Origin of the sequence: Hymenobacter lutimineralis (assembly GCF_008271285.1) — a bacterium.
Taxonomy (GTDB): domain Bacteria; phylum Bacteroidota; class Bacteroidia; order Cytophagales; family Hymenobacteraceae; genus Hymenobacter; species Hymenobacter lutimineralis.
Genome location: NZ_VTHL01000006.1, coordinates 146,498 through 160,456, shown reverse-complemented (window position 1 = coordinate 160,456; position 13,959 = coordinate 146,498). Strand labels below are relative to the sequence as shown.

Genomic DNA, 13,959 nt, shown 5'->3' with positions numbered 1-13,959 from the left:
TTACCGGCTGCCTTTCTGTTTTACTCACCTATCACCCCACCACCACTACCATGAAAAAACTGTACGCTTCCCTGCTGCTCGGCCTGAGCACCCTCCTCGTTGTTTCGGGGGCCTTTGCCCAGACCATCCGCCGCGTCAATAACAACGGCATCACGGGTACCAATATCTACAGCACCATTCAGGCCGCGCACGATGCCGCCGCCGCCAATGATATTATTCAGGTGGAGCCTTCGACGACCACCTACGGTAGTCTTACCTGCACCAAGAAGCTCACCATCGTGGGGCCCGGCTATTTCCTGGATCTGAACACCGGCCTGCAGGCCAGCCCCATTCCGGCCAGTGTGTCTTCCATTGATTTCCAGTCGGGCAGCGCGGGGTCATCGGTGTCGGGCCTGACGCTTTCGAACATCTACTTGCGGGCCAACACGGTATCTATCACCCGTAACAGAATTGATTATCTCTACGTGGGGTACTATGGCGAAAGCAGCCAGTGCATGGTACGGCAGAACTACATCTATTATATGACCACGTACGGCTATACCAGCAATGACCTGCTGATTACCAACAATATTTTCACCTATTACGTGGCCCTGAGCAACGGTGCTACCAAAGGCGAGTTCAACAACAACACGGTAATGGCCAACGCTGGAGCCTCGTTTGATGGCTTCACGGTGAAAAACAACTACTTCGGCTACTCCTTCACGCCCACCAGCAACACGTCCTGGAGCTATAACAAACTCGCCCAGGCTTCCTTGCCCGCCAGCGGCACCCAGAGCAACAACACCGCCAACGTGGCTTACAACACCATTCTGACCTGGGGCTCCGGCACTCAGTACGACGCCTGGTATAAGCTCAAAGCCGGTGGCCCCGGCATCGGTGCCGGCGAAGGCGGCGTGGACATCGGCGCGTTTGACTCGCCCACGGGCTACGACTACAAGCTCTCGGGCATCCCGGCGGTGCCCAGCATCTACGAGTACAACCAATCGGTGAACGGCAACACGCTGAACGTGACCTTGAGCACGCGCTCCAACAACTAACCGGCCCGCCACTATGCATACCGCAACCCACTCACGCAGGTGGGGGCGGGCTGGATGGGGCCGTTGTGCCGCCGGACTCGTGCTGCTCCTGAGCAGCCTGCTGCCCGCGCGCCTACTGGCCCAGAACATCACCCAGGCTGAGTACTACCTGGATGGCGGCCCCGGCAACGGGACGGCCACCGCGGTACCTATTGCCTCGCCCGCCCCCAACCTCAGCAACCTGGCGTTCAGCCTTAACCTGAGCAGCCTCTCCGCCGGCTTTCACTCCCTGGCCGTGCGCACCAAAGACGCCAACGCCCAGTGGAGCCTGGTGCAAAGCCGCTCGTTCTACTACGAGCCGCTGGCGGCCACGGCGGCCAACCTCAGCCGCATCGAGTATTTCATCGACACCGACCCCGGCCTGGGCAGCGCCACCAGTGTGCCCTTCACGGCGGGAGCCACCGCCAGTGGGGTAACGTTTGCGGTGAACCTGAGCAGCCTGAGCGCCGGCTTTCATTCCCTGGGTATCCGCGCCAAGGATGCCAACGGCAAATGGAGCCTGACCTCTCAGCGCACGTTCTACTACGAGCCCCTGGCCAGCACTACCTTGCCCAACATTACCCGGGTTGAGTATTTCGTTGACACGGACCCGGGCTTTGGCAGCGCCACCAGCGTGCCCATTACGGCCGCCAGCAACGTCAGCGGCGTTACGTTTGCGGTGAACCTGAGCAGCCTCAGCACGGGCTTTCACTCCCTGAACCTCCGCACCCGGGATGCCAATGGTAAGTGGAGCCTGGTAACGAGCCGCACCTTCTACCACGAAACGCAGGCGGCTACGGCACCCAACATCACCAAGGTTGAGTACTTCCTGGACGCCGACCCCGGCTTCGGCAGCGGCACCAACGTGCCGGTCACGGCCGGTACCAATGTCAGCAATATCTCCCTGAACGTGGCGCTGGGCAGCTTGTCGGCGGGCTTTCATACGCTGAGCGTACGGGCCAAAGACGCCAACGGCAAGTGGAGCCTGACCACGGCCCGCACGTTCTACTACGAGCCCGTGCTAGCCGTAGCGCCCAACATCAACCGGGTGGAGTACTACTTCGACACGGACCCTGGCTTCGGCAGCGCCACCAACGTACCCATTACGGCCGCCGCCAACCTGAGCAGCGTGAACGTGGCGGCCGACGCCACCGCCCTGGCCGACGGTGTGCACCGCCTGTTTGTGCGGGCCCGCGACGCCAATGGCAAGTGGAGCCTGGTAACCAACCGTCGCTTCCTGAAAAACGGCTGCGCTTCCTCGCCCAACTTCGCGGCCGAACTGCCAACTGGCAACTACGGCTACGGGGGCAGCACCAACGGCCTGGCCGAAACCGCCTTTAACACCGACCCGGCCTCGCCCAACACCAGCAACTCCTTCTACGGCTACAACGGCAGCCTGCTCCAGGCCGACCTAGGCAGCTCCCAGACCATCAGTGAGGTCCGCTACAAGCTCACGCCCAGTAGCTCCAGCAGCTTTACGGTGCTGGTGCAGACGGCTCCGAGCGTGGGCGGCACTTACACCACTGTGGATACCTACACGGCCAGCTTCCTGGCCAACACAACTACGCCCGTAGCCCGCACCCTGGCCACGCCCGCAAGCGCGCGGGTGCTACGCCTGGTGGTACAGAACGCGGCCGGGCAGTATGCCATTATTTCGGGAGTCGGTGGGTACTACTTCAACTGCGCCGGGCCTACCATCGTGTCCTTCACACCCACGGGCGGGGCAGGGGGCACCAGCGTAGCCATTACGGGCACCAACCTCACCGGGGCCACGGCGCTTACCTTCAATGGAGTGGCGGCCCAGAGCTTTACCGTAAATTCGGCCACCAGCATCACGGCCGTGGCGCCGGCTGGCGGCTCTACCGGGCAGATCTGCGTGACCACGCCCGGCGGCACGGCCTGCTCGGCGGCTTCCTACGTGTACCCACCCACCATTACCACGGGGACGGTATCGCCGCAGTCGTTTTGCAGCACCACCTATATCTCGGTGCCGTTCACCACGAATATGGCCTCCTATACGGCCGGCAATGAGTTTCACTTCCAGCTTTCGGATGCCAGCGGCAACTTCACCGAGGGCAGCCGCCTGTATGGCTACCTGAGCAGCCAGAACGCCAATGGCGGGGTGCTTACCGACTCCATTGCCTTCCGCACGCCGGTCGGCACGGGCTACCGCGTACGCGTGGTGGCCTCAAACCCGGAAATTACCGGCACCAGCAACAGCCAGAACCTGACGGTGCGGGCCACGCCCCTGGCTACGGCCGGCGCGGCCCAGACCACGGTGCCCTACAACGGCACCATCCAGCTCACGGCCGGCCCGACGGGCCAGAGCAGCTACCAGTGGTACGTGCGCTACACCAACGGCGGGGGCACCAGCTACGTGGGCAGCGGCCAGACCCTAAACCTGACCAAGGCCCAGCCCTCGCAGAGCGGCCGCTACTTTGTGTACGTGCAGAACAGCCTGGGCTGCCAGGACTCGGCTTCGGTGCGCGTGACGGTGCAGCCCTCGGCTCAGCCCATTCTGAGCATGGCCCAGTTCGGGTACTCGGGCTGCGCGGGTCAGCAGATCAGCTTTGGCTTTACGGTGCAGGGCAACAACTTCCAGCCCGGCAACGTCATCACGGCCCAGCTGTCCAACGCCAGCGGCTCGTTTGCCACGCCTACCAGCATTGGCACGGCGAGTTTTGAAGGCCAAGGCTCCGGAGCTATTTCGGTGACCATTCCGGACGGCACGCCTACGGGCACGGGCTACCGCATCCGGCTGGTGAGCTCCAGCCCCGGCGTAACCAGCCAGAACGACAACGGCTCCAACATCAGCCTGACCACCAAGCCCACCGCGGTGCCTTCCTCGAACTCGCCGGTGGCTTACGGGGGGACTATTCAGCTCACAGCCCAGACGGTGGCCGGGGCTACCTACCAGTGGTACGGGCCCAACTTCTTCTCTACTCAGCAGAATCCCACCATTACGGGGGCCTCGCAGGGCGCCAACCAGGGCACCTACACGCTGTACGTGACGGTGAATGGCTGCCAGAGCGCGGGCGTGGCTACGCAGGTGACGGTGAACCCCTCCACGGACCCTATCCTGACGATGACCAACCAGCCAAGCGGTACGCTCTGCGGGAACACGGGCATTACCATGAGCTTCTCGGTGACGGGCAACTCCTTTGCGGCGGGCAACACCATCACGGCTCAGCTGTCGAATGCCAGCGGCTCGTTTGCGGCGCCTACTAACCTGGGCAGCGTGGCTTTCACGGGCCAGGGCAATGGGTCATTCGCCATTTCGCTGCCGGCCAATACGCCGGCCGGCACGGGCTACCGCCTGCGCCTCGTAGGCTCCAGCCCGTCCGTCGTCAGCATCAACGACAACGGCTCGAACCTGACCATTAACCCAGCACCAGCGGCTGTGGCCTCCAGCAACTCGCCGGTAGCCGACAACGGGACCATTCAGCTTTCGGCGCAAACCGTGGCGGGGGCCAGCTACCTCTGGGGCGGCCCGAATGGGTTCAGCTCCACGCAGCAGAACCCCACCATCGACTTCGCCAGCCAGGCCAATGCCGGTACCTACACCCTGACGGTGACTCTGGGCACCTGCGCCACGAAAACTAACACAACCGTGACCGTGCAGCCTGGCGCACCTACGCTCACGCTGACTAGCAACGCTGACCGGCAGATCTGCGCCGGCAACTCCGTGGGCCTGGGCTTCACGGTGGGCGGCAGCGGCCTGACCTCGGGCGGCACCGTGACGGCGCAGCTTTCCAACAGCAGCGGCGCTTTCACTTCGCCCACTACCATTGGCTCGGTGAGCTTCACGGGCGCGGGCAGTGGCTCCGTGAGCGTGACGGTTCCGGCCGCCACCACGGCTGGCACGGGCTACCGCGTGCGGCTCGTAAGCACCAACCCCGCCCTGACTTCCACGGAAAGCGGGCTGTGGAGCATCACCAACCTGACCACGGTAACGGCTTCCTCGAACTCGCCGGTAACGGCGGGTGGTACCATTCAGCTCACCTCGGGCGGTGTGCCCGGCGGCGCCACGCTGCAGTGGTCGGGGCCCAACGGCTTTAACTCCACAGCGGCTAACCCCACTATTGACTTCGCCGGCTCGGCCAACCAGGGCACGTACACGCTCACGGTTAGCCAGAACAACTGCTCGGTGGAGCGCCAAGTGGCCGTGACGGTGAATAACCCCGTGGCTTCCGTTACGACGGGTTCGGTATCGGGTGGGTTCTGCCCCGGTTCGGGATTGAGCGTGCCGTTTACCAGCAGCGGCACGTTTGCCAGCGGCAACCAGTTCCGGGCCATTCTTTCCAACAGCAGCGGCTCGTTTGGCTCGGGCACGCAGGTGATTGGCACGCTCAGCCAGAGCGGGGCCGTCACCAGCGGCACCATTGCGGCAACCATCCCAAGTGGCGCGGCGGCCGGCTCCAACTACCGCATTCGGGTGGAAGCCACCAATCCGGCCGTGACCAGCGCCAACGACAACGGCAGCAACCTGACGGTGCAGGCCGTGAGCTACACCTGGACGGGTGGCTACAACACCGACTGGTTTGACACGCGCAACTGGAGCTGCGGCCAAGTGCCCACCAGCACCAGTACCGTCACCATTGGCGTAGGTACCTACTATCCGGTGATTGTGGGCGCGGGTGCGGTGGTACGCAACATCACCGTGGTGTCGGGGGCTTCGTTCCGGGTATCGTCGTCGTTCACGATTTACGGGAACGTAGTGAACAACGGCACCTGGACCAGCGGCGGCTCCTACGTCTTCGCCGGCTCGGGCACGCAAACCGTGGGCGGCTCCTCGGCGGTGTACTTCGGGGGCGTGACCATCAACAGTGGGGCTACCATCAGCCTAGGCACCGGCATTTACGTGGCCGGCAACTGGGTAAACAACGGCGGCTTCGTGGGGGGCACGTACTTCGTGAACTTCAACGGTACCGTGGGCCAGATCATCGGCGGCTCGGTAGTCACGAACTTCTACCACGTGGTGGTGTCGAATACGGTGGGCCTCACGCTGAACCAGAACATTTACGTGCTGGGCAACTGGACCAACAACGGCGTATTCGTGGCCGGTACCTACGGGACGACCTTTGGCGGCTCGGTGGTGCAGCTTATCGGTGGCACGAGCCTGACGAACTTCTACGGCCTGACGATTCTCAACAACGTGGGCGTGACGCTGAACGCGGGCATCGGCCTGGGTGGGCCGTTTGTGAACAACGGGGTCTTCACGGTGAACACGCAGACGGTGGTCTTCAACGGCACGGTGCTGCAAACCATTGGCGGCACCACCGAAACCACGTTCTACGACGTCATCATCAACAACACGGTGGGCGTGAAGCTAGTATCGAGCATCCTGGTGCTGGGTGACTGGATCAACAACGGGCAGTTCCTGGCCAACTCGTACAGCGTCATCTTCGGCGGTACGCTGGCCCAGATCATTGGCGGCACGCAGGTGACGAACTTCTACGACGTGACCTTCCAGAACCCCGTATCGGTGACCTTGCACCAGAACATCTACGTGCTGGGCGGCTTCGTGAACACGGGCGTGTTCTACGGCTACTACACGGCCGGCGGCGTGACCAGCGGCTACTGGGTGCGCTTCGGCGGCACAGTGGCCCAGGTTATCGACGTGAACAGCACCACCTACTTCTGGCACTTCTACGCCGATAACGCGGCGGGCATCAGTCTTGCCTCGCACATCTACGTAGCGGGCAACTTCTACCTGTACTCGGGCACTTTCGCGCCGGGCACCTACACCGTGTACTTCAACGGTACGGGCGGCGTGGTGCAGACGGTGGGCGGCTACGCGGGCCTGAGCTTCTACGGCTGGAACATCGGGAGTGGGGCCTCGGTCCGGCTGCTGCAGAACGTGACCTTGCTGGGCGGCTTCGTGAATGCGGGCACCTTCTACGGCTACAACCTGGTGGGCGGCGTGTACACGGGCTACACCTTCGTGTTCGGCGGTTCAGCGGCGCAGCTACTCAGCGGCGTGGGTACCTACAACTTCTGGCACGTAACCTGGAACAACGCCGTGTCGGTGACGCTCCAGCAGAACATCTACGTGCTGGGCAACTGGGTGAATACCCGCGGCTTCCTGCACGGCGGGTACACGGTGTACTTCAACGGCACGGTGGCCCAGACCATTGGCGGGGCGGTGAATACTACCTTCCACCACATCAGCATCGGCAACCTGGTGAGCGTGACGCTCAACCAGCAGATTGCGGTGCTGGGCAACTGGCTGGGTACGGGCAAGTTCCTGGCCGGCCTGTACGCGGTGTACTTCCAGGGCACCACGGCCCAGACGATTCTGACCGGCTCGGCCACGCGCTTCTACCACCTGTACTTCGACAACCCCACGTCCGTCACCCTGCTTTCGAACATCTACCTGAACGGGAACTGGGTGCATAACGGCGGCTTCGCGGCGGGTACTTACGAGGTGTTCTTCACGGGCACCACGCTGCAAACCATCGGCGGCACGGCCCTCACGCGCTTCCACCACATCAGCATCGGCACGGGCGCCAACGTGCGCCTCGACCGGGCCGTGACGGTGCTCGGCAACTGGACCACCCACGGCACCTTCGGGGCCAACGGCTACGTGGTGACCTTCGGCGGCACGGTGAATCAGCTCATCGGCGGCACGGTGATAGTGCCCTTCTACGGCGTCATCATCGACAACACCACCGCCGGCGTCACGCTGGGCCAGGACATCCGCATCGTGGGCGGCAACTGGACGAACAACGGCGTGTTCTCGCCGGCTACTTACCGCGTCATCTTTGAGGGCACGGTGGCTCAGATTATCGGCGGCACGGCCACCAGCACTTTCCACGGCCTCACTATCCTGAACAACGTGGGCGTGAGCCTCACCGGGCCTATCTTTATCAAGGGTAACCTGGTGAATGATGGCGTGTTCAGCTGCGCGGGCTACCTGGTGACGTTCAACGGCACGGCCGCGCAGAGCATCGGCGGCTCGGCCGTGACGGTGTTTGGGGGCGTGACCTTCAACAACGCGGTGGGCGTGAGTTTGCTCCAGGACATCCGGGTGCGGGGTGATTTGCGCAACCTGGCCGTGTTTGCGGCCGGAGCCCGCACCGTGTACTTCGACGGCTCGGCGGCCCAGGCCATCTACTGCCCCTCAGGTACGCTCACCTTCCACCACGTGGTGTTCAGCAACCTGTTGGGCGTGACGCTGCAGGACAACATCTTCCTGACCGGCAACTGGCTCAACAACGGCGGCTTCGCGCACGGCGGCAAGCTGGTGACGTTCAAGGGCTCGGTGCTGCAGACTATCGGCGGCTCGGTGGCCACGGTGTTCCATCACCTCACCCTGGCCTCGGGCGCCAACGTGCGCCTTGACCGGGCCATTACGCTGCTGGGCAACTGGCTCAACAACGGCGCCACCTTCGCGGCCAATGCCTTCACCGTGTTCTTCAACGGCACGGCTCTGCAAAGCATCGGCGGCACGGCCCTCAGCGTGTTCCACCACCTCACCCTCAACAACACGGTAGGGGTGAACCTGGACTTCGACATCGACCTGACCGGGAACTTCGTGAACAACGGCAAGTTCTGCGGCTGCGGCCACCGCACCCGCTTCCTGGGCACGCTGGCGCAGACCATTACCTGCTCCTCCGGCCAGACGCGCTTCCACGACGTGACGTTTGCCAACGTGGCCGGCGTGACGCTGCTGGATAACATTGGGGTGACGGGCAACTGGGTCAATAACGGCGGCTTCGTGGCCAATGGCTACCTGGTGCTGTTCAGCGGCACGGCTCTGCAAACCATCGGCGGCACGGTGCTGTCGGCCTTCCACCACGTGCAGATTACCAACGCCGTGAAGGTGCAGCTGCTGCGCGACATCACGGTGGGCGGCTACTGGCTCAACTCGGGCATCTTCGCGGGCAATGGCTTCGGGGTGACCTTCAACGGCACCGCCCAGCAAACTATTACCACCACGGGGGCCTCGGCCAAAACCACCTTCCACCACGTAACCTGGGCCAACCTAGTGGGCTGCCTGCTCGGCGGTGACATCTACGTGGCCGGCAACTGGCTCTGCAACGGGCCCTTCAACCCGGCTACCTACACGGTGTACTTCACCGGCACCGTAGCCCAGACCATGGGCGGCTCGGCCACGCTGCGCTTCCACGGCCTGAACGTGCAAAACACGGTGGGCCTGACCTGCAACGGCCCGGTGTACCTCTACGGCAACCTCACGAACGGCGGCCTGGTGAACGTGGGTACTTACACCTGGTACTGCGTGGGCACCTCGGCCCAAACCCTGGGCGGCACGACCACCACGCCCATCCGCTTCTACGACCTGCACGTGCAGAACGGCAGCGGCGTAGGCTGCACCTCCAACCTGGGCGTGACGCACATGCTCACGCTCACGACCGGCAACCTGGCGTCCGACGGCCACCTGACCCTGCACTCCAATGCCTCGGGCACTGCCATGGTAGTGAACCCCGCCGGTGGCGGCAGCGTAACGGGCCGCGCTACGATGGAGCGGTTTATCACCGGTCTGGGCGCCCCCGGCTACCGCCATTACAGCTCGCCCATGCAGCTCGGCACGGCCACTGTGCAGGAGTTTGCCGACGACCTGCCAGTGTTTGAACTGAACCCGGCTTATAACACGGTGGGCAATACCGTGAAGCCCTTCCCCACCTTGTTCCGCTACGAGGAAACCCGCCTCACGGCCGAGAAGAACACTTTCTCCCAAGGCTGGATGGTGCCTTCCGCCAGTGAAAACCTGGTGCCCGGCCGCGGCTACTCCGCCCAGACGCTGCCTTCCACAGTGGTGGATATTTCGGGTGTGCTTGGCAACGGCAACGTGAGCTACTCCATGACGCGCGGCGCCCAGCTGGGCGCCGGCTGGAACCTGGCCGGTAACCCGTACCCCGCCCCCATGGACTGGGACGTGGTGCGCCACACCAGCGGCATGCTCTCCGGCGTGGATGATGCCCTCTACGTGTTCGTGCCCTCGGGCAAGTACACGGGTGCTTACCGCGGCTACGTGAACGGCGTGGGCCAGAATGGTGGCAACAAAGATGTGGCAGCCATGCAGGGCTTCCTGGTGCGGGCCTCCTCGGCCTCGGCCAAGATGAACCTGACCAACGCTGTGCGCCACACGTCCTATACCAGCCCCGCCTATCAGCGCGGCACCGCCGAAACGCGCCCTGTCATCCGCCTCGAAGCCCGCAGTGCCCAGGGCTTGGCCGATGAAGCCGTCTTCTACCTGCAGGAAGGTGCCGGCGAAGGCTACCAAGCCAACTTCGATGCCTACAAGGTGACGCAGAACGGCGCGGGCCGCCCCACCATCTGGAGCCAGGCCGGGAACGATGCCCTGTCCATCAACGGGCTGCCGGCGCTGCCCGGCCAGGCTATTCCGCTGGGCGTACGGGTAAGCGAAGCCGGCCGGCACACCCTCGTGCTCACCAGCCAGCTGAACCTGCCTGCCGGTACCCGCGTGCTGCTCGAAGACCGGCTGCTCAACCGCAAGCAGGACCTCTCGCTCGACTCGGTGTACGCCTTCACCCTGCACCCCGACTCCGTGCGCCAGCGCTTCTACCTCTGGTTGGGTGCGGGCTCGGTAACGGCTACCGCGCCGGCGGCGCTGCAGGCCGGCACTGCCCTGTATCCCAACCCCACTACAACCGGCTTTGCCACGCTGGAAGTGCACGGGCTGAAAGAGCAGGGCCCAGTAACAGGTAGTATCTACAACAGCATCGGCCAGCGGGTACAGCAGCTCACCCTGCGCCCCCGTCAGGGCGTGGTGCGCCAGCAGCTGGACCTGCGGGCCCTGCCTACGGGCGTGTACACGGTGCGCCTGCAGGCGGCCGAGGGCACCGTTGTCAAGCGCCTCGTGAAAGACTAGCCGCCTCGTTTTTTCATGCATTCGAGCACCCCGGTGGGCTTCCTGCCGGGGTGCTTTTTAATTAAGCGCAGTGCTTAGGCTACTGGTGATGGTAGCTTCTAAGCGCCACAATAGGCAAGGCCTTTTGGTGGTATGAGAAAATAATATCTGTTTTGAGTAATATACCTTGGGTATCGGATAAAAATCTGGTTTCTGACGGTAGTGCTGTTCCCAAACTTCTGGTCGACATATACATGCGTGCTTTCGTTGTTGTAACTGCTGGTCTATTGGCGGTAGCCGGTCTACTGGACGCTTTTCCGGCGGCGGCCCAACCAGACGCGGGCCGCAATGCCCGCCTCGATTCGCTGGAGGCGCGCCTGCCCCAGCAGCCGCAGCCCGACACCAATCGGGTGAAGACGCTAAACGAGCTGGTGTGGGAAAACCGCAACAGCCGCCCGCAGCGGGCCCTGGCGCTGGCGGCTGAGGCCCTGCAACTGGGGCAGCAGCTCAGTTACCGCAAGGGCCTGGCCAAAACCTATATTCTGCGGGGTATTCTTTACGCTACCACGGGCCGCTACCGGGAGGCCATTGCCGATTTTGAAGCCTGCCGCCGGGAACGGGCCGCCCTTGGCGACTGGCAGGGCGTAGCCGGCGCCATCAACAACGTGGGGGAGGTGCTGGCCATGCAGGGGTATTACCGGCAAGCCGTGGAGCACTATATCCGGGCGCTGAGGCTGGAAGAAAAGTACGGCACCCCCGAACGCATTGCCGCCGACTGGGCCAACATCGGCATGGTCTACCAGCAAATGGGGCGCTACCGCGAGGCCCTGGCGTACCACCGGCAGTACCTGTATCTGCCCGGCCGCACCCGCGATGCGTACAACGATGCCCAGGCCCACAACATCGTGGGGCAGGATTTTGCGAAGCTCGGCCAGGCCGACTCGGCTCAGGTTCATTTTCAGCAGGCCCTGCGCATCAGCCAGCAGGCCGCCGACCGCCAGAACCAGGTGCAGGCTCAGGCTGGGTTGGGCGGTTTGGCCCTGGCCCGGCGGCAGCACGAACTGGCTCAGGCCTACTTTCAGAGTGCCCTCACCCTGGCCCGCACCCTCGACGACCAGGCGGCCGTAGCATCCCAGCTCAACTCCCTGGGAGAGCTGGCGCTGCGCCAAAATCAGCCGGCCGCCGCGGTACTCTATTTTGAGGAAGCGCGCCAGCTAAGCCGCCGTATTCGCTCGGCCGAGGCTGTACGTACAGCCCTGCAAGGCCTGGCTGCTGCCTACGCTCGTATGAGCCGCTACCCGGAGGCCTATCGGTATCAGCAGCAGGTGATGCAGGTAAAGGACTCGTTGCTGAACGAAGCCAGTGCCCGCCAGATTACGGAAATGCAGGTGCGCTATGACACGGAGCGCAAGGAAGCTCGCAACCAGCTGCAGGCTGCCCAGCTGCGCACCCAGCAGCAACTGCTGCGCCGCCGCAACGTGCAGCTGGTGGCCGGACTGGCCGTGGTAAGCTTGCTAGTGCTGGTCGGGTGGCTATTGTACACGCGGCAGCGCCTGCGCGAGCAGGTAGCCCACGAGCAGGAGCGTCAGCAGCAGGAACGTCAGCGCGTGGCGGCGGTGCTGGAAGCCGAAGAAAACGAGCGGCGCCGCATCGGCTCCGACCTGCACGACGGTATTGGTCAGCTGCTCACCGCCGCCAAGCTCAACCTCCACGCCCTCGAGCAGCGCGGCCCCCGCTCCGAGGAACAGGCTGCCCTGCTGCACAACGCCATCGACGTGGTGGATGAGTCCTTTCGGGAAGTGCGGGGAATTTCGCACAACCTCATGCCGAATGTGCTGTTGACGCGGGGTCTGCCGGCTGCCGTGCGCGACCTGGCTGCCAAGATGACTACCTACCACACCGGCCCCCAAATTGTGGTAGAGGTGTTTGGGCTGGAAGAGGAACGCTTGGCCTCAACTACGGAAAGCGTCCTGTTTCGCGTGATTCAGGAGTTGATGCAAAACGTCATCAAGCACGCGCAGGCCACGCGCGTAAACCTGCAGCTGGTACGCAACGAGCAGGAGCTGACCGTGGTAGTAGAGGATGATGGCATCGGCTTCGACCCATTGCAGCCCGGTAAAGGGGCTGGTATCGGGCTGCGCAACATGCGCACGCGTCTGGCTTACCTGGGCGGGGAGGCCCACATCGATGCCACTCCTGGCCATGGTACCACCATCACGCTGGAGGTACCGTTAGTGCCAGGCCAGAGGTACGTTGCTAGCCGTCCGCTGAGCAAGTCGGCCTAGTTATGCTAATCAGGCGGGGGCGGCTTCGCCCGTAGGAAAAGCCGCCCCCGCCTGCGGGATGCTCAGCGCGGCTATACCGAAATCAGCTTGTAGCGCAGCGCGTACTGAATCAGGCCCACAATGGACTTGGACTTGGTCTTGGTGAAGATGTTTTTGCGGTGGGTTTCCACCGTCCGCTCGCTAATAAAGAGCTTCTGGGCAATATCGGCGTTGGAATATTCGCCGGCAATCAGCTGCAGAATCTCCTGTTCCCGGAGCGTGAGCGGCACGGGCCGGTCGCCCTGCTCCCGCGTGACGGGCACGTCGAGGTGGTCGAGCAATGTGGCGCCTACTTCGGCATTGAAGAACGTGCGCCCGGCGGCCACCCGCCGGATGGCGGTGCTCAGTTCCGCCGCGTTGGTGTTCTTGAGCAGGTAGCCCGAGCCCCCGGCCGCCAGCACTTCCTGCACCGAGGCATGGTCGTGAAACATGCTGAGAGCCAGCACATGTACCCCCGGGTGCGCTTCCCGGATGGCCTGCGTAAGCTGCACCCCCGACATCTGCGGCATGTTCAGGTCCACCACGGCCACCTGCACTTCGGGGTGCTCGCGCAGGCGGCGCAGGGCTTCCGCGCCCGAGTTGGCCGTGGCTACTACGGGTAGGTCGGTTTCATCCTGCAACAGCACCCGCACGCCTTCCAGCACCAGCTGGTGGTCATCAACCAGCATCACGGGAATGGGCAGCGCAGCAACGGAAGCAGAGGCAGGATACATAAGGAAACTAAAACGGAAGGCTGATTACGTAC

Annotated in this window: 4 protein-coding genes; 3 read left to right on the top strand and 1 reads right to left on the bottom strand. The window is 63.5% G+C overall.

What is annotated here, in order from left to right; genetic code table 11:
• Window positions 1-50 precede the first annotated feature (50 nt).
• From FY528_RS08115 to FY528_RS08105, 3 genes are all read left to right on the top strand, one after another.
• Window positions 51-1,037 carry a hypothetical protein gene (locus tag FY528_RS08115; protein WP_149070490.1) on the top strand — a complete coding sequence of 329 codons (987 nt, stop codon included), beginning with the start codon at window positions 51-53 and terminating at the stop codon, window positions 1,035-1,037.
• 79 nt (window positions 1,038-1,116) lie between these two features.
• Window positions 1,117-10,911: a DUF8693 domain-containing protein gene (locus FY528_RS08110; RefSeq protein ID WP_149070489.1), complete on the top strand. Its 9,795-nt coding sequence runs from the start codon at window positions 1,117-1,119 to the stop codon at window positions 10,909-10,911.
• Between the two features lie 233 nt (window positions 10,912-11,144).
• Window positions 11,145-13,175 (top strand): tetratricopeptide repeat-containing sensor histidine kinase, encoded by a 2,031-nt coding sequence (locus tag FY528_RS08105; RefSeq protein WP_149070488.1) that lies wholly within the window; start codon window positions 11,145-11,147, stop codon window positions 13,173-13,175.
• A 71-nt stretch (window positions 13,176-13,246) separates the two neighbouring features.
• Here the strand turns inward: FY528_RS08105 and FY528_RS08100 are convergent, their stop codons facing one another.
• A complete protein-coding gene (locus tag FY528_RS08100) occupies window positions 13,247-13,927 on the bottom strand; it encodes a response regulator transcription factor (RefSeq protein WP_149070487.1) in 681 nt (226 codons plus the stop codon).
• Window positions 13,928-13,959 lie beyond the last annotated feature (32 nt).